We start from the raw sequence: 17,460 nt of genomic DNA, 5'->3' as shown, positions 1-17,460 counted from the left end.
CCCGCAGCCACGAAGTGGCGAGGACGCGCAAACGAGGAAACCGTAGGGCTAGTTCATCGTCGGGATGACGAATTCCGCGCCGTCCTTGATGCCCGACGGCCAGCGCGAGGTGACCGTCTTGGTCTTGGTGTAGAAGCGGAACGCATCCGGGCCGTGCTGGTTGAGGTCGCCGAAGGACGACGCCTTCCAACCGCCGAAGGTGTAATAGGCGATCGGAACCGGGATCGGCACGTTGATGCCGACCATGCCGACCTGGACTCTGGATGCGAAATCGCGCGCGGCGTCGCCGTCGCGGGTGAAGATGGCGACGCCATTGCCCATTTCGTGGTCGTTGGCGAGCTTGATGGCGTCCTCATAGCGCGGCGCGCGCACCACCGAGAGCACCGGCCCGAAGATCTCTTCCTTGTAGATGCGCATGTCAGCGGTCACGTTGTCGAACAGGCAGCCGCCCATATAGTAGCCGTTCTCATAGCCCTGCATCTTGAAGCCGCGGCCGTCGACGACGAGCTTGGCGCCTTCCTTGACGCCGATATCGACATAGCCCTTCACGCGCTCCAGCGCCTGTGCCGTCACCAGCGGGCCGAAATCGGCGGAAGAATCGGTCGAGGGGCCGACCTTCAGGCTTTCGACCCGCGGCACCAGCTTTTCCATCAGCCGGTTGGCGGTGTCGTTGCCGACCGGCACGGCCACCGAGATCGCCATGCAGCGCTCGCCGGCCGAGCCGTAGCCGGCGCCGATAAGCGCGTCGACCGTCTGGTCCATGTCGGCGTCGGGCATGATGATCATGTGGTTCTTGGCGCCGCCGAAGCACTGCACGCGCTTGCCCGAGGCGGTGCCGCGCGAATAGATATAGTGGGCAATCGGCGTCGAGCCGACGAAGCCGATCGCCTTGATGTCAGGATCGTCGAGGATGGCGTCGACCACTTCCTTGTCGCCATTGACGACGTTGAGGATGCCGGCAGGCAGGCCGGCCTCGATGAAGAGTTCAGCGATGCGGATCGGCACGCCCGGATCGCGCTCGGACGGCTTCAGGATGAAGGCGTTGCCGCAGGCGATGGCCGGCGCGATCTTCCACAGCGGGATCATCGCCGGGAAGTTGAACGGGGTGATGCCGGCGACGACGCCGAGCGGCTGGCGCATCGAATAGACGTCGATGCCGGGGCCGGCGCCGTCGGTGAACTCGCCCTTCATCATGTGCGGCGCGCCGATGCAGACCTCGACCACTTCGAGGCCGCGCTGGATGTCTCCGCGCGCATCGGCGATGGTCTTGCCGTGCTCGCGCGCCAGGATATCGGCCAGCTCGTCATAGTCGCGCTGGACCAGCTCGAGGAACTTCATCAGCACGCGCACGCGGCGCTGCGGGTTGGTGGCCGCCCATGTCGGTTGCGCCGCCTTGGCGTTCTCGACCGCGGCGCGCAGCTCCGCCTGCGAGGCTAAAGCCACTGTGCCGCGCACGGCGCCGTCCATCGGCTGCATCACATCCTGCTTGCGCCCGCTGGTGCCGGCGACACGCTTGCCGCCGATGAAATGACCGTATTCGATCATGCCTTCTCTCCCTTGTTTGGTGATGGTGCATTGTCCGTCTTTGCGGCGGCGATGGCAACGCGAGGAAGATCGCAACCGTTGTGCGGAAAATAGACACCGATCCCGAGCTGTGCATTAATTGCCGCAAATGACAGGGTGCTCCTGTCGTCAGGGATTCCAATGAACTGGGATGACGTCCGCATCTTTCTCGCTGTGGCGCGCGCCGGGCAGATCCTCGGTGCGGCCAAGCGCCTGGAGCTCAATCACGCCACCGTCTCGCGCCGCATCGCCGCGCTCGAGGAGGCGCTTCGCACAAAACTCTTCCGCCGCCTGACCACCGGCAGCGAACTGACGCCGGCCGGCGAGCGCTTCCTCGACATTGCCGAGCGCATGGAAGGCGACATGATCGCCGCGCGCTCGGCCATTGCCGGCGAGGGCGACGACGTTTCGGGCACCGTGCGCATCGGCGCGCCGGACGGCTTTGGCGTCGCCTTCCTGGCAAAGCGGCTGGGCGAGCTGACCGCTTTGCACCGCGAGCTCACCATCCAGCTGGTGCCGGTGCCGCGCTCCTTCTCGCTATCCAGGCGCGAAGCCGATATCGCGATCACCGTCGAGCGGCCGACCGAAGGTCGGCTGGTGGCGGGCAAGCTTGTCGACTACACGCTCGGCCTCTTCGCCTCCCGCACCTATACCGAAGCCAATGGCCTGCCGAAAGCGCCGGCCGAGCTCGGCCGGCACACGCTGATCGGCTATGTGCCGGACCTCATCGTCAGCCCCTCGCTCGACTATGCCGCCGAGTTCAGCCCCGAATGGCGCACCAGCTTTGCCATCTCCTCGGCCCTCGGCCAGGCTGAAGCGGTGCGCTCCGGCGCGGGCATCGGCATCCTGCACACTTTCGTCGCCCGTTCGATGCCGGAGCTGGTGCCGGTCGACATCGTCGCGCCCATCCGCCGCGCCTACTGGCTGGTCTATCATGAATCGGTGCGGCCGCTGCGCCGCGTCCAGCTGGTTGCCAACTTCATCACCAAGGCGGTGGAGCGGGAGCGGGGCCTTTTTGTCTAATCCGCGTCGAGCACGAACGAGCTCACGATCTTCTCGGCCTCGTCCGCAAGCGGCGCCCATTTCCGCTCTACCTCTTCGGAGTTGTCGCCCGCGACGCCGCAATCGACGAAGCCGTAATGCGAGCTGCGCAGCGTCAGCGCGATGCGGGAATGGCCGTAGAAGCTGACATTTTCGTCGGCATAGTGGAAATCCATCTCGGCTATGCGCACCGGATAGCCGTCCGGAAAATGCGCCAACCTGTCCTGGCGGAAGGCGGCTGCCTGATAGGCGACGCCGACCATGGTCTGCCAGTTGCTCACCTTCCAATCTTCCTCCATGAACGCCCTGACGTCGGATGGATTGTTGGGAGCGGTCGGATCGTAGGCATTTTCCGACACGCGGCAGGTGAGTGCTCCTTCGCCGGATTTGATCTTGAGCCGAATGGTGTTGTCAAACGCGGTTTCGCTCGCCCATTCCTCGGGATAGGTCAGCGAAAAGCCATGCTCCCGATCGTGAACGGTCTTGTCAGCGGCAAGCGCCGCCGCGGCGCAGGTCAGATATGCGGCCGCCGTCGCCAAAAGAAAAAGACGCATCCCAAAGTCCCCTCGCTGCCATCGATCCTATCACAGGCAGTTGGTCCTTGCCGCCTTGCCTCCGCCACAAATTCAGCCACTGTGGCACCAGCGCGCCTGGCCATGTCGTGACCGGGCGCAAGGGGGACAATCTTCGGAACGCCGGCGGAGAAATGCGAGCCGTTCTTGCCATTCTGCCGCTGCTTTTCCTGTCGGGCTGCGCCAATCCCTGGGCGAAGGTTCCCGAAGCGGAGCTGCCGAAGCCGATCCGCTATGCCATGTCGCGCCCCTCGCCTTTCGTCATCGGCAATTATTGCGGCCCGGGCACGCGCACCGGCGATTTGTCGGCCAAACCGGTCGACCGTCTCGATGCCGCCTGCCGGGTCCACGACGCCTGCTACATTGCAAGGCGCAATCATTGCGACTGCGACGGCGCGCTCGTCGCCTCCGCCAGAAAGATACGCGACGACAGGACGGCGCCGCGCAAGATGCGCAGCGAGGCCGAACTGCTCATCGCCACCTTCGCCTTTCCCCTCTGCAGGATCTTCCCGCAAGGCTTCCTGCCGCCACGTGATCCTGCCGAGCTCAAGACCATGAACGGGGCGGCCGGATGAGCCTCAGGTCGGCTGTCGCCAGGGCGTTCCTTGGATTGGCGCTGGCAGCATTTGCCGGTTGCGCCACCATGCCCGGCCATTCGGCTTGCGTCTTCTTTCCGGGCGACGACGCCTGCGGCCGCCTGCCTGTCTCGGCGGACGGCGGCGGCGCGGAGATAGCCGCGGCGCATTATTTCGCGAATGACGGCAACGGCGCCTACGAGAAACAGTTCCAGGCGCTGCTCGCCCAAAGCCGTCTCGATGCGCTCGACCGCGCCAACGGCACCGGCCGCTTCGGTCGCGACTGGCGCGATGTCCAGAACAGCGGCTTCCAGGCGACCTATCCGGCGCTGCAGCGGCTGGCCAGACCGCTCGACGACACTGAGATCACGCCGACACAAGGCAGGCCGGGCGAAGGCCGGTTCGCCGGCCGCTGGCGCGTGTCGCGGCAGACGCTCTATCTCGACTCCACCGCGCGGCCTTTGGCGCCCAAGACCTTCAGCTTCTCCGGCCTCGAGGCGCGTTCGGTCGAGATCGTGCTGCGCCAGGCAGGCCAACAGCCCATCGACATCGGCGGCACCTGCAACGGCCCGCTCGCGATCCGCGCATCGGGCCGATCCACCACTCTCGCCAGGACCGCGCCATTCCATCTCAGCCTACCGGCCGTTGAGATCTCGGTCAGCCTGTTTCCGGACCAGGCGGTGACCCGCTGCGATCTTCGCGTCACCTCGACCCTGGCGCCGGCCGGCGCGCCGCTGACCCTGCTGCGGGAGGAGAGCGCCGATCCCTGGATCGCAGCGCTCGACAGCCGCTACGACCGCTGTCCGGTGCCCGATCCGGCGGGTATGGAGGAGCTTGACCGCGCCTTCTATGCCGGCCGCTGGCTCTCGCAGACCTGCGCGCTGCCATTGGGGTCGCCGACCCTGCTGCGCAAATCGCGCGACGGCTTCAACGCCAAGGTCGAAGCCCTGCTCGGCAAGACGCTGCCGGACAGCGCCTTCGACAAGGCGGACCCCGAACTGCCGCTCGATTTCTCCAACGCGCCGAAGCTCAGGCTTATCTATCTGTCGTCGCTGGAGTTCAAGGCAGACTTCTCCGGCCGTATCATGGAGCGGCTGATCCGCCACCACGCGGCGCAGGGCACCAAGGTGCGCATCCTGGTCACCGATGTGCTGGAGCGGGAGAAGGACGACGCCATGCTGCACCGGCTGGCATCCGAGTTCCCCAATGTCGAGTTGCAGGAATATCGCTGGCAAGCCGATCGCGGCGCGCCGTTCGACGAGCAGATCTCCCAACTGCACAAGACCCACCACATCAAGATGCTGGCGACGCTGGCCGAGCAGTCCGGACGCTCACGCGTCATCATCGGCGGCCGCAACATCCATGACGGTTTTCTGTTCCACAAACCGGTCGACCTGACCCGCTATCCGCAGCTGGAGCAATACGGCAAGACCGACGGCTTTTCGCTGAACTACTATTCCAACTGGAGCGACTTCGACATCGAGATCGCCGACCCGGCGACTGTCGAGACGCTGGCCGCGCATCTGTCGACCATCTGGCTGCGCGACGCCGACACCAATTTGTCGCGGCCGTTCTCCGTTCCGGTCCGTTCCGCCACGGCCCCACGCGGCGTGGCGCGGCATTTCATTTCCGTGCCCTATGAGGACGGGCACGCGCTGGAGGCCTATTTCGTCGAACTGATCGACACGGCCGAGCATTGCATCGAGATCGTCAATCCCTACCTCAACCTGACGCCCGATATCGCCCGCGCCTTCGACCGGGCGCTGGCCAGGGGCGTCAAGATCGATGTGGTCGGCCGCATCGACCTCAAGGGCGATATCGGCGGCCGGTTCCTCACCGCGCTCAACAAGCTGTTCGTCGAGAAATATGGCGACCGCATCAGCATCCGCGAGTTCAAGGCGCCGGATGTCGTCTTGCATTCCAAGATCATGATGATCGACGAGAGGCTGGTCGCAATCTCCTCGGTCAACCTCAACAACCGCAGCTTCTTCCATGACTCGGAGAACGGCATAGTCGTGCTCGATCCGGCCTTCTACCGCCGCATGAAGCCGGTCTATGACGATTATCTCGCCCATTCGCGCCCGGTCGCCAGCAATGTCACGATCGGCTGGGCCTACCGGCTGCTGTTCAGCGACAGCTGGGTCAGGGAGGCGTTCTGAGGCCTTGAAGTGCGCCGCCTCACCCCGATACGACGCGGTCAAATGGGTTTCAGATACCGTTCGGGGCTCAGGTCGCGCGCGTTGATCTCCGGAACCCGGTTGGACATGATGTCGGCCAGCACCTTGGCCGAGCCGCAGGCCATGGTCCAGCCGAGCGTGCCGTGGCCGGTGTTGAGATAGAGATTGGCAACCTCGCTCAGTCCGACCAAGGGCGGTCCGTCCGGCGTCATCGGCCGCAAGCCGCACCAGAAGCTCGCCGCCTTGAGGTCGCCGCCGCCGGGAAAGAGGTCGCCGACCGAATGTTCCAGTGTGCGGCGGCGCGTTTCATGCAGGCGAAGATCATAACCTGAAATCTCCGCCGTGCCACCGACGCGGATGCGGTCGCCGAGCCGCGTGATCGCCACCTTGTAGGTCTCGTCCATGACGGTCGACACAGGCGCGGCCTCGGCATTGCTGATCGGCACGGTGATCGAATAGCCCTTTACCGGATAGACTGGGATCGGCCGCCCCAGCGAGCGCATGAATTGCGCCGAATAGCTGCCCATCGCCATCACGAAGGCATCCGCGGTTCTCCATCCGCCGTCCGTAAGCACATTGGTGAGGCGGTTGCGGTTCCTGACGATGCGCCGGATGGTCGATCCGTATTCGAAGGTTACGCCGCGCGCCACGCAGAGCTCGGCGAGCTTGTCGGTGAACATCTTGCAGTCGCCGGTCTCGTCGCCCGGAAGCCTAAGGCCGCCGACGAATTTCTCACGCACCGCCGCCAGCGCCGGCTCGGCCGCGACACAGCCGTCGCGGTCGAGTATCTCGTAGGGCACGCCATATTTCTTCAGCACCTCGACGTCGCCGCCGGTGCCGTCGAGCTGCTTCTGCTTGCGGAAGAGCTGCAGCGTGCCTTTGGTCCGTTCGTCGTAAGTGATGCCGGTCGCCTCGCGCAGCGCCTTCAGCGTGTCGCGGCTGTATTCGGCAAGCGGGACCATGCGCGACTTGTTAAGCGCATAGCGCTCGGCCGTGCAGTTGCGAAGCATCTTTAGAAGCCAGGTCCACATATTCGGGTCGAAAGCCGGCCGCACCACCAGCGGTCCGTATTTCATCAACAGCCATTTGATAGCCTTGACCGGGATGCCCGGCCCGGCCCAGGGCGACGCATAGCCCGGCGACACTTCGCCGGCATTGGCGAAGCTGGTTTCGAGCGCCGGCCCCGGCTGGCGATCATAGACTGTCACTTCGTGACCGGCCTCGGCGAGGAAGTAGGCAGTGGTGACCCCGATCACGCCGCCGCCCAGCACGATGACTTTCATTCTATGCTCCCTCAAAGGCCGATCATGCCGCCGAAGGGCCAGGATCGTCCCCGTCTGTCTGCCGGATTTTGCCGCGCCCGCCAAGGGGCCAGTCAGCGGCGGACACGCTGTGGACCAGCTTGCAAAGGCGGCTGTCTCAGCCGCCGATATAACGGCGGTGAAAGCGCGCACCCAGGCTGGTCAATATCTCGTAGCCGATCGTGCCGGCATGGCCGGCCGCGTCGTCGACGCTTTGTGACGGGCCGATGAGCTCGACGAGGTCGCCTTCGCCGAGCCGGCCGGCGGGAAGCGCCGAGACGTCGAGAATGATCGAGTCCATCGACACGCGGCCGACGAAGGGCAACCGCACGCCCTCGAACCACGCGGCCGAAGCGGCGCGACGGTGCCAGCCGTCGCCATAGCCCAGCGAAATGGTCGCCAGCCTGAGCGGCCCGTCCGCATGATGGGTGTGGCCATAGCCGATGCCGGCGCCGGCGCCGACCTGCCGCGTCTGCGCCACCTTGGCCTGCAGCCGTATGACCGGCAGCATCGGATTGGGTGCGTTGGGCGTCGGGTTGACGCCGTAGAGCGCCGCCCCCGGGCGGGCAAGGTCGTAGTGATAGGCCGATCCGAGAAAGATGCCGGACGAGTTGGCCAAAGAGGCGGGTGCCGCGGGCAGCATCTTGCGCAGCCGTTCGAATTCGCGCCGCTGCCTCTCATTCGCCGCCTGTTGCGGCTCGTCGGCGCGGGCGAGATGGCTCATCACATAGCGGATGTCGATGCCGTCGAATGCGCCCGCTTCCCCCGCGACCGCCTCGACTTCCGCCGCCGCCATACCGAGCCGGGCCATGCCGCTGTCGACCTGGATGGCGGCAGGCAGGCTCTGGCCCATGCCCCGCGCGGTCTCGCGCCAGGCCTTTAGTTGCGTGGTGCTGTTGATGACCGGGCAAAGCCCGGCCGCCACGGCTTCCGGTTCGGAGCCGGGCGGCAGCCCGTTCAGCACGAAGATGTCGGGCCCTGGGCCGATGGCCTTGCGCAGCGCTATGCCCTCGCCGAGCAGCGCGACGAAGAAGATGTCGCAGCCCTCTTTCGCGAGCGCCGACGCCACTTGGGCGGCGCCAAGCCCGTAGCCGTCGGCCTTGAGCACGCCGGCACAGCGGACGCCGTTCAGCCGCGCCTTCAGCCGCGCCTTCAGCCGGCGGTAGTTTTCGCGGATGGCACCAAGGTCAATCGTCAGGATCGCGCCGGCGGCCGCCTCGCTGACCGTCGAACCACCGTTTGAGTCATGTGCCGGAAAACCGCGTCCGGTGTCGTCGTTCATGGCGACCCCCGCTTATTGCATCGGCAATCAATACGGCCATCAAGCCGGCGCGACAACCGGGTGGATGGGCCAGTCAGGGAGCCAGGTGTTGGAAGGCGGCCACCACCTGCTCATAAACCTTGCGTTTGAACGGCACGATTAAATCGGGCAGCTCCCGCATCGGCCGCCACGCCCATTCGTCGAATTCGGCCGTGTGGCCACCGGGCGGCGGGTTGATCGCGATCTCGCTTTCATCGCCCTCGAAGCGATAGGCGAACCATTTCTGCGTCTGGCCGCGATAGCGGCCCTTGAAGGCGACGCCGACCAGATGCGGCGGCAGGTCGTAATTGATCCAGTGCGGCGCCTCGGCCAGCAGCGACACGCTGCGCATGCCGGTTTCCTCGTAGAGCTCGCGCCCGGCGGCCTCGATCGGCTCTTCGCCCTTGTCGATGCCGCCCTGCGGCATCTGCCAAAGCTGCGTCGTGCCGGCGAACTCGCTGTCCGGCTCGGCAATGCGGTGCCCGACCCAGACCAGGCCTGCTCTGTTGAAGATCATCAGCCCGACGCAAGGACGATAGGGCAGCGTTTCGGGATCGATCTTCTTGACCATAAGGATTTCCAGCCGTTTTGAGGATTGACTGCGGCAAGGCGGGATAGCGTTATCCCTTTTGCGGATCGATCGCCACCGCCGAGATCGGCACGATCTCGATGCCGCGCTTCTTCGCTTCGGCAATCCAGGACGCCACCGTATCAACGGTGATGTCGAAAGCCGAACCGATGCCGACCGCGCTGCCCTTGGCCCGCGCCGTGGCTTCGAGGCTGTCCAGCTTCTTCAGGATTTGACCACGGTCCTGCACGGCATCGATCGCCATGTCGCCGGCGACGAACGGCACGCCATCCTTCAACGCCAGGTCAGGCGCCACACTTCGCGAGGATGAGCCGTCATCGATATAGGCAAGCCCCCGCTTGCCAAGCTCGGCCATGAACGGCTCCATCGCCGAGGCGTCGGCCGAGAAACGCGCGCCCATATAGTTCATGACCCCGGTGTAGTTTGTCGTGCGCGACAGCGCCCAGTGCAGGCTCTTCAGGTTCTCCTCCGGGCTGACCGACACCGTCAGCGTGTTGCGGCCCGGATTGACGTTGGGATAATCGAACGGCTCGAGCGGCACCTGCATGACGATCTCATGCCCGCTCTGCCTTGCCGCCTGCATCCAGCGGCCGATGCTGTTGCCCTGCGGCGCGAAGGCCAGCGTCACTTCGGCTGGCAGCTTGGCGATCGCGGCTTGCGTGCCGGTCTGCGAGACGGCGAGCCCGCCGATGACGATCGCCACGCGCGCGCCGCGTGCGCCGGACCATGGCCGCGCATAGACGTCGAAAGGCCGCCTGCCGTCGGCGGAGCGGATCGGCAGCGGACCGGTGTCGCTGGCCTCGATCAGCGCCCTGTCCGGAATATGGGCGACCTTGAGATTCTGGCCGAGCGTCGAGGGGTCGCGGATGACGATCGCCGCCTTCGGCGGGCCGTCGCCCTCCTCGGTCTGGACGTGGATGATCTGCGGCCCGCCGCTCTTCATCGGCGTGCTGGCCTGCGGCGCAGCCGAAACCGGAGCCGGCGTGGGCGCCGGCGCCGCTGCCGCCGCAGGAGCAGGCTCAGCCGCGACCTTCGGCGTTGACACGGCCGCTTCTTCCGGCTTGCGGAACGGCCTTTCACGCAGCGCAATAGCGCCGGAAACACCGATCACGCCAAGTACGGCCAGCACAGCGGCGAGCGAGCCGGAGCCGATGCCGCGCGAAGCCTTGCGCTGAGGCCGGAGCGTCTGTCCGAGCGGGCGTTCGATGTCCTTGCCGATCTCAGCCAAGTCGTGTTTCCCCGGAAGCACGCCAGGGTCACTTTTTCGTGACATCTCGCGTAAGCTTCACAATCGCTGGCGCGATACCGCACACGCGTGGCGCCCCAACCGCATCCCCGAATCAAACTGCCGGAACCTCGCGGCCCCGGCAGCATTGCATTGCTTCGCGCAGCCGGCCAGAGCCGGACCGCATTACTGGTTCAGCACAGCCTTGTCCGGGTTCGGCGGGAACGACGGATCGGTCTTTTCGCCGCGCAGAAGCTGCTCGGCATAGATCAGCTGCAGGTCGTTCTTCGGATCCGGCGGCACATAGGCAGCCGAGCCCGAGCCGGTGGAACTCTCGTCGGCGCCCTTGATGTGGCCCTTGAGGTCGGATTCGCCACGGGTCAGGTCGCGGCCCTGGAGATCCGGCGGCAGCGGCTGATCGACCTTGATGTTGGGCGTGATGCCCTTACCCTGGATCGACTTGCCCGACGGCGTGTAATAGAGCGCCGTCGTCAGCCTGAGCGCGCCGTTCTCGCCAAGCGGAATGATGGTCTGCACCGAGCCTTTGCCGAAGGACTGCGTGCCGACCACGGTGGCGCGGCGCAGATCCTGCAGCGCGCCGGCGACGATTTCCGAGGCGCTTGCCGAACCGCCATTGACCAGCACGATCAGCGGCTTGCCGTTGATGTCGTCGTTCTGCTTCGGCTTGGCGTCAAAGCGCGTGACGTCCTTCGGATCTCGGCCGCGCGTCGAGACGATCTCGCCGCGCTTGAGGAAGGCGTCCGACACGCTCACCGCCTGGTCGAGCAGGCCGCCCGGATTGAGGCGAAGGTCAAGCACATAGCCCTTCAGCTTGTCGTTCGGCACCTCCTTTTTGATGTTCTCGATGGCGTTCTCGAGATCGTCATAGGTCTTTTCGGTGAAGGAGGTGATCTTCATGTAGCCGATGTCGTTCTCGACCCGGTACTTCACCGCCTTGACCTTGATGATGTCGCGCACCACTGTCAGCTCGATGGGCTTGTCGGCGCCTTGGCGCAGGATGGTGAGCTTGATCGGCGTATTGACCGGCCCGCGCATCTTCTCGACCGCGTCATTGAGGGTCAGGCCGCGAACCTCCTCGCCGTCGATCTTGGCGATGTAGTCGCCCGACAGCACACCCGCCTTGGCGGCCGGCGTGTCGTCGATCGGCGTGATCACCTTGACAAGGTCGTTCTCCATGGTGACCTCGATGCCGAGGCCGCCGAACTCGCCCTTGGTCTGCACGCGCATGTCCTGCGCCTGCTCGGCGTTCATATAGGAGGAGTGCGGGTCGAGCGAGGACAGCATGCCGTTGATGGCATTCTCGACGAGCGACTTGTCGTCCGGCGGCGTCACATAATTGGCGCGCACGCGCTCGAAGATGTCGCCGAAGATCGCCAGCTGCTTGTAGGTTTCCGAACCCGCAGCATTCGCCGCCGAACCCGGTGCGCCGTAGACCAGGCTCATTGCCGATGCGCCCATCAGCGCGCCGGCAAACAGAAGCGACAGTTTCCGCATCATTTCACGTCCTTCCAGAGAATCGGTCCGCCCACCATGGGGCCGGATCGACGGGTTTTCCATCCTTGCGGAACTCTACATAGAGTTCCGGTGTCGCATTTCCATTCCGCGAGGCCGAGGTGCTTGCCACCCGGGCCTCTCCCATCGCGCCGATCGGCTCTCCTGCGAGCACCGACTGTCCGGTCGCGACGCTGATTCTGCTCATCCCCGCCAGAACGACATGATACCCGTCGCCTGCATTGAGGATCAAGAGTTGACCATAGGAGCGAAACGGCCCCGCATAAAGCACGTTTCCATCCGCCGGCGCGGTGACGATGGCTCCCGATTGTGTCGCAACCATGTCGCCTTGCATCGCCGCGCCATTGCCGTCGTCGGCGCCGAAACGCAGTTTGATCTTGCCGATGACCGGCAGCGCGATCTGGCCTTGCAATGCCGAAAACGGCGCCGATCCCGTGAGGCGGTTGGCCTCCGGCACCGGCAGGGCGGCGAGCTCGGCGGTCGAGGCCGTGGTGTCAGCGTCCGTCGATTTGCGCTCGCCCGCCTTGGCCTGGTCCTGCGCCTTGCGCGCCTTATCGGCCTCCAGCGAGGCGATCAGGTCCTTGAGGCTGCTCGCCTTCGCCGCCAGCTGCTGCGAATGCTGCTGCTCTGCCGCCATCGCGGCCTGGGTGTCGGCCTGCAGCTTCTTCTTGGCCTCGAGCAGCATGGTGAGCCGTTTCTTCTCCGCCGTCTGGTCGGTGACTGCGGTGGTGAGCCTGGCCCGCTCGGCCTCGATCGAGGCCGTCACACGCGTCTGCTCCTTGAGATCGGCCATCAGCCGGTCGGTCTGCTGGCGCAATTCCGGCACTACCGCGCCAAGCAGGATGGCGCTGCGCACCGACGACAGCGCATCCTCGGGCTTGACCAGGATCGCCGGCGGCGGATTGAGTCCCATGCGCTGCAGCGCCCCCAGCACTTCGGCCAGCACGTCGCGCCGCGCCATGAGCGAGGCGCGCAGGTTATTTTGCTCTGCCTTCAGCCCTTCGAGCTTGGCGCCTATATCCTCGATGTCCTGCCCGAGCTTCTGCTCCGTCATCGCCGACTGGATGAGTGCTGCGGTGATCGAAGCATAATCCTTCCGCACCGAAGCGATGTCGGCGGCAAGCTTGGCCAGCCGCTCCGACGAGAGCGTGATCTCCTTGGAAACCTGCTCGTATTCGGCCCGGCTTTGATCCGGATCGGGCGCGAGGTCGAGCGCGTACTCGGTCGCCCAAGCCGGCCCGAGTGCGACCAGGGCGGCGACAAGGGTCAAGCCGCAGCGGCTGCGCCAGGCGCGCGTAATCAGAGTCCAGCCTTCAGACATCAGGCCTCTAACCTATCCGCCGCTTCGTTAACGAACCATCAACCATGTTGGAAGCGCCGCTCAGAGCATTCCAGGAAAAGTGTGTAACGGTTTTCCGTCCGGAATTGCGTAAAACAGAATACCCAGTTGCCGCGCGATTGAGGCAGAAATCCTGGCGTGGGCCGGCAATCCCCAGCTTCTTGGCTGTCGAGCCGTTCACGAACGATGATAGGGATGACCCGCCAGGATCGTCGCAATCCGGTAAAGCTGCTCGCCCAGCATGACGCGCGCCAGCTGGTGCGGCCATGTCAGCGCGCCGAAGGATAGCACCAGGTCTGCCTGCTCGCGCAAGGATTTGTCATGGCCGTCGGCGCCGCCAATGGCGACGACCAGCGCCTTGCGGCCGCCGTCCCGCAACTGGCCGATGCGGGCGGCCAGGTCTTCCGACGAAAGCGACTTGCCGCGTTCGTCGAGCAGGATGAGAACAGCGCCCGACTGCAACTGCGCCTGCAGCTTCTGGGCTTCCTCGCGGCGGCGCTCGTCGGCGCTCTGTCCGCGGCTCTCGGGGACCTCGACGATGCCGCCAAATTCCAGCCCGACCGCCGGTCCGCTCTTGGCGAAGCGCTCGAAATAGCGGTCGGCGAGTTCTCTCTCGGGGCCGGTTTTCATCCGGCCCACGGCATGAACGGTAATCTTCATCCTCGCCCCGGCGAGCTTGTCCTAATGCGTACCGTGACGGTTCACGGCAGGCGGATCAAGGCTCAGTGCAAGGTCTCTTCCTCCAGGTCCGGCGCCTGCCACATCTTTTCGAGATTGTAGAAATCGCGGACTTCGGGGCGGAAGACATGGACGATGATGTCGCCCGAATCGATCAGGACCCAGTCGGCGCTGGCCAGCCCCTCGACGCGCGCGTTGCCGAGGCCGGCATCCTTCAGCGCCTTGAGGAGATGATCGGCGACAGCCGAGACATGACGGTGCGATCGACCTGAGGCGATGACCATATAGTCGCCGAGGCTCGATTTTCCCTGGATGTCGATTGAGACGATGTTTTCGGCCTTGGAGTCTTCCAGACTGGCAAGGACTGTGTCGATGGCGAGGGACGCGGCGTCGTTTCCGCTGATCCCGGCCGGCGAAGGCATGATGTCAGCCTTCTTCCGCAGTGCTGTTCTCAGTGTGTTTCCTTTCCCAACAAGAACAACCAAATCACCTACGCAAATCAGGTGACACCACTTAGATAGGCAGAGTTCCATTGCAGTTTCAAGACGACCGCCCCAAAGCGTGATCTCCACGCAATGGTCCAGGAGGTCTTTTCGCGACGCTGCAAAAGGCGGAACCGATCCCGGGCGCATGGGTTATCGGCGCACCGACCAACGGGATCCCCGCCATGCCAACCGACCCGCAAAGCGCATTGCTGACCATCCAGGCCGGCCTTGCGCAGCTCAGCACCTTGATCGTCTCCTATTCCTTCTCGGCCGTCGGCGCCGTCATCCTTCTGGTCGTCGGCTATCTCGTCGCCGGGCTTGCCGAGCGCTCCATCTATGCCGGCCTCGGCCACATCCACGGCTTCGATGAGACGTTGCGGCATTTCTTCTCGCAGGTCGTGCGCTACGCCATCCTGATCCTCGTCGTCATCATGGTGCTCGGCCAATTCGGCGTGCAGACGGCCTCCATCATCGCCGCCATCGGCGCTGCCGGACTGGCCATCGGACTGGCGCTGCAGGGCACGCTGCAGAACATCGCCGCCGGCATCATGCTGCTGGCGCTCAGGCCATTTCGCATCGGCGAAAATGTCGAGGTCGGCTCGATTGCCGGCAAGGTTGAGGAAATCGGCCTGTTCGCCACCAAGCTGCGCACCGTCGAAGGCGTCTACATACTGGCGCCCAATTCGACGCTGTGGAACCAGCCGGTACGCAATTTCACCCGCAATGGCGTGCGCCGCACCGACGTGAGCTTGAGCATCGGCTCCTGGAACGATATCGACCGCGCGCAAAAGACGCTGCTTGCCATCGCCGGCACCGAAAAGCGCATCCGCCGCGAACCGGCGCCGATTGCCTTCGTGGCCAGCCTCGGCGACGCGACCGTTTCGCTCACATTGCGCTACTGGACATCGGCCGCCGACTACTTCTCGACCCAGATCGACATGACCAAGCGCGCCAAGCAGGCTTTCGACAGCGAAGGCATCTCGATCCCGCTGCCACCGCCGGAAATGCCGGCGCCGGAAGCACGCAAGCAGTAGCCCGGCCAGCGCTTCCCAGATCAGCGCTTGGTTGCCGTCTCGTCCGGCGCGAAGGCAAGCTCCACCGGCAAGGGCGTCTGCGCCGACATCGGCGCGAAAGTGCCGCTTGTGGGCGCGGGCGTCGGCCGTCCCGCCATCACGCGCCACAGCACGAACAGGCAAAAAGCCGATGCGATGACGATGCCGACATAGATGAAGGTCGCGGTGCCGAAGACGGCGGAAAGCGCCGTTACGAGACCCGGCACGATGAAGCCCGCAAGCGACCAGGCAAACAGCATCGAGCTAGACAGCGCCAGAAGCTCGTCCTTGGCGGCGCGGTCGGCGGCATGCGCGCTGGAGAGCGCATAGATCGATTCCGCCGCCCCGTCCCAGAGGAGATAGATCACCACCAGCACCGTCAGCGCGCCGCCGTCGAAGACGATGGCAAACACGCTGGCGACGGTCGCGAGCGCCGCCGCGCCCGCCAGCACATAGCGCCTGTCGGTGCGGTCGGAAATCCAGCCGAGGGGGATCTGCAGGATCAGCGTGCCGACCGGCATCGCCGACAACAGCAGCGCCACATCGGCCTGGCTGTAGCCCTTGGCCGTGGCGTGGATCGGCGCGAAGCCGGAAACGATCATCGAGAGGCCGCCGACGGCGAGCATGCCGGCGACGCCGACCGGCGAGATGCGCCAGGCGCGACGCAGCGCCACCGATGCGGCCTGCGGCGCCGGCGGCTGGGCGAGCCGCGTCATGCCGACCGGCAGGATGGAAAGCGCGGTGAAGGTTATGCCGATCAGCGCTGCCGCGGCTGTGTGGATGTCGACCGCGGCGAGCGTCGCGTAACCCACCCCGAGCCCCGCGATATAGGCAACGTAGAACACCGCCATGACCCGGCCGCGGATCGAATTGGGCAAGGCGTCGTTCAGCCAGCTCTGCGCGACGATGAACAGCCCGCAAATGGCGAAGCCGTAGAGCGCCCGCGCGGCGATCCACAGCAGCGGGATCGGCCCGGCGCCGATCGCGGCGTTGGAAAGCGCGATCAGCGCCGACAGCACCATGAAGGCGCGGGCGTGCCCGACGCGCCTGACCAGCGGCCCCGTCAGGATACAGCCGGCCAGCCCGCCGGCCGAAAGCCCGGTGACGATCAGCCCGGCCCAGGTCGGGTCGAACCCGTCGGCACCGAGACGCACCGGGATATAGGCGAACATCAGCCCATTGCCGATCGCGATCAGCGCCATCGACACGATGACACTGGCAATGGCGATCAGCGGCGCCGATTGCGCGGCGCGGATGGAATCGGCTGTGGCTTGGTCCTGCTGCAGCATGCGCCAGCATCTCCTGCCGGCGGGCGAAAAGCCGCCGTAAAAACGACATGGCGCGCTTTCCTTTGTGGATGAAGGAAGAAGCTTAGCCTTCCGCCTTGCGGATCGCGGTGGAGGAGAGCGACGAACGCGGACCGTGGATGAAGGTCCAGGCCGGCGCCTGCATGCGGGCAAGCAGCGGTGCGTCGCCCTCGTCGATGCGGGCATAGTCGAATGTCTTGGCGACCACCGACGACAGGAACGAGAGCGTCGCGCCCGGGCGATCGATGACCGCGATCGGGAAGGTCAGCACGATCTCGCGCCAGCGCTGCCAGCGGTGGAAGTCGCGCAAACTGTCCGCGCCCATGATCCAGACGAAATCGACGCCCGGATTGCGCGCCTTGACCAGAGCGAGCGTGTCGGCGGTGTAGCGCACATGCTGCGCCACCTCGAAGGCGGTGACCTTGATCTTCGGATTCCTGGCGATCTTTTCGGACAGTTCGATACGCTCGGCGAGCGGCTTCAGTTCCCGCGCGCTTTTCAGCGGATTGCCAGGCGTCACCATCCACCACAGCTGGTCGAGCGCGAGCCTTCTCAGCGCGATCTCGGCAACCAGCGCATGGCCGGCATGCGGCGGATTGAACGAGCCGCCGAACAGTCCGACGGTCAGGCCCCTAGCGGCATGGGGCATGCGGAGGTAGCGGGCCGGGACAGGCTGCTCGGCTTGAGAAAGCATTCGCCTTGGCCTCCCCTCAGGCCTTCTGG

At 65.3% G+C, this 17,460-nt stretch carries 16 protein-coding genes; 4 read left to right on the top strand and 12 right to left on the bottom strand.

Annotated features, from left to right (window positions below):
* Nucleotides 1-48: 48 nt before the first annotated feature.
* Nucleotides 49-1,545 carry a CoA-acylating methylmalonate-semialdehyde dehydrogenase gene (locus O7A05_RS22280; RefSeq protein WP_337095106.1) on the bottom strand — a complete coding sequence of 499 codons (1,497 nt, stop codon included), beginning with the start codon at nt 1,543-1,545 and terminating at the stop codon, nt 49-51.
* Between the two features lie 159 nt (nt 1,546-1,704).
* Between O7A05_RS22280 and O7A05_RS22275 the strand changes: the two genes are divergently transcribed.
* Entirely contained in the window at nt 1,705-2,586 is an 882-nt protein-coding gene (locus O7A05_RS22275; protein ID WP_337095105.1) for a LysR family transcriptional regulator, read from the top strand.
* On the opposite strand, the gene O7A05_RS22270 is transcribed toward O7A05_RS22275, so the two are convergent.
* Nucleotides 2,583-3,158: a hypothetical protein gene (locus tag O7A05_RS22270; protein ID WP_337095104.1), complete on the bottom strand. Its 576-nt coding sequence runs from the start codon at nt 3,156-3,158 to the stop codon at nt 2,583-2,585. The genes O7A05_RS22275 and O7A05_RS22270 overlap by 4 nt on opposite strands.
* Nucleotides 3,159-3,310: 152 nt before the next feature.
* On the opposite strand from O7A05_RS22270, the gene O7A05_RS22265 reads away from it, so the two are divergent.
* A complete protein-coding gene (locus tag O7A05_RS22265) occupies nt 3,311-3,751 on the top strand; it encodes a hypothetical protein (RefSeq protein ID WP_337095103.1) in 441 nt (146 codons plus the stop codon).
* Nucleotides 3,748-5,910, top strand: coding sequence for a phospholipase D-like domain-containing protein (locus O7A05_RS22260; protein ID WP_337095102.1), 2,163 nt, complete (start codon nt 3,748-3,750; stop codon nt 5,908-5,910). Before O7A05_RS22265 ends, O7A05_RS22260 begins: the two co-directional genes overlap by 4 nt.
* 38 nt (nt 5,911-5,948) lie before the next feature.
* Here O7A05_RS22260 and O7A05_RS22255 read toward each other — a convergent pair whose 3' ends face one another.
* The 8 genes from O7A05_RS22255 to rsfS all read right to left on the bottom strand — a co-directional run bounded on the left by O7A05_RS22255 (nt 5,949) and on the right by rsfS (nt 14,315).
* Entirely contained in the window at nt 5,949-7,382 is a 1,434-nt protein-coding gene (locus tag O7A05_RS22255; protein WP_337095101.1) for a D-amino acid dehydrogenase, read from the bottom strand.
* Nucleotides 7,348-8,511 carry an alanine racemase gene (gene alr / locus O7A05_RS22250; protein WP_337095100.1) on the bottom strand — a complete coding sequence of 388 codons (1,164 nt, stop codon included), beginning with the start codon at nt 8,509-8,511 and terminating at the stop codon, nt 7,348-7,350. Before alr ends, O7A05_RS22255 begins: the two co-directional genes overlap by 35 nt.
* A 73-nt stretch (nt 8,512-8,584) precedes the next feature.
* On the bottom strand, nt 8,585-9,100 hold the full coding sequence (locus tag O7A05_RS22245) for an RNA pyrophosphohydrolase (RefSeq protein ID WP_415927041.1): 516 nt from the start codon (nt 9,098-9,100) through the stop codon (nt 8,585-8,587).
* Nucleotides 9,101-9,149: 49 nt separating this feature from the next.
* The gene (locus O7A05_RS22240; protein WP_337095099.1) at nt 9,150-10,346 is read right to left on the bottom strand and encodes a divergent polysaccharide deacetylase family protein; all 1,197 of its coding nucleotides are present in this window, start codon (nt 10,344-10,346) and stop codon (nt 9,150-9,152) included.
* Nucleotides 10,347-10,529: 183 nt separating this feature from the next.
* Nucleotides 10,530-11,861, bottom strand: coding sequence for a S41 family peptidase (locus O7A05_RS22235; RefSeq protein WP_337095098.1), 1,332 nt, complete (start codon nt 11,859-11,861; stop codon nt 10,530-10,532).
* 1 nt (nt 11,862) lies between these two features.
* Nucleotides 11,863-13,197 (bottom strand): murein hydrolase activator EnvC family protein, encoded by a 1,335-nt coding sequence (locus O7A05_RS22230; RefSeq protein ID WP_337095097.1) that lies wholly within the window; start codon nt 13,195-13,197, stop codon nt 11,863-11,865.
* 195 nt (nt 13,198-13,392) lie between these two features.
* Nucleotides 13,393-13,875, bottom strand: coding sequence for a 23S rRNA (pseudouridine(1915)-N(3))-methyltransferase RlmH (gene rlmH, locus O7A05_RS22225; RefSeq protein WP_337095096.1), 483 nt, complete (start codon nt 13,873-13,875; stop codon nt 13,393-13,395).
* A gap of 62 nt (nt 13,876-13,937) precedes the next feature.
* Entirely contained in the window at nt 13,938-14,315 is a 378-nt protein-coding gene (rsfS, locus tag O7A05_RS22220) for a ribosome silencing factor (protein ID WP_337095172.1), read from the bottom strand.
* 245 nt (nt 14,316-14,560) lie between these two features.
* On the opposite strand from rsfS, the gene O7A05_RS22215 reads away from it, so the two are divergent.
* Complete coding sequence (locus tag O7A05_RS22215) at nt 14,561-15,412, top strand: mechanosensitive ion channel family protein (RefSeq protein WP_337095095.1); 852 nt, start codon at nt 14,561-14,563, stop codon at nt 15,410-15,412.
* A gap of 20 nt (nt 15,413-15,432) precedes the next feature.
* On the opposite strand, the gene O7A05_RS22210 is transcribed toward O7A05_RS22215, so the two are convergent.
* Entirely contained in the window at nt 15,433-16,719 is a 1,287-nt protein-coding gene (locus O7A05_RS22210) for an MFS transporter (protein ID WP_337095094.1), read from the bottom strand.
* Between the two features lie 82 nt (nt 16,720-16,801).
* A complete protein-coding gene (locus tag O7A05_RS22205; RefSeq protein WP_337095171.1) occupies nt 16,802-17,386 on the bottom strand; it encodes a nicotinate-nucleotide adenylyltransferase in 585 nt (194 codons plus the stop codon).
* Nucleotides 17,387-17,460 lie beyond the last annotated feature (74 nt).

The sequence above is a fragment of the Mesorhizobium argentiipisi (SeqCode) genome, assembly GCF_037179585.1.
Taxonomy (GTDB): Bacteria; Pseudomonadota; Alphaproteobacteria; order Rhizobiales; family Rhizobiaceae; genus Mesorhizobium; species Mesorhizobium argentiipisi.
Note: the sequence above shows the minus strand (reverse complement) of the source record. Positions and strands in the feature narration are given on the sequence as shown.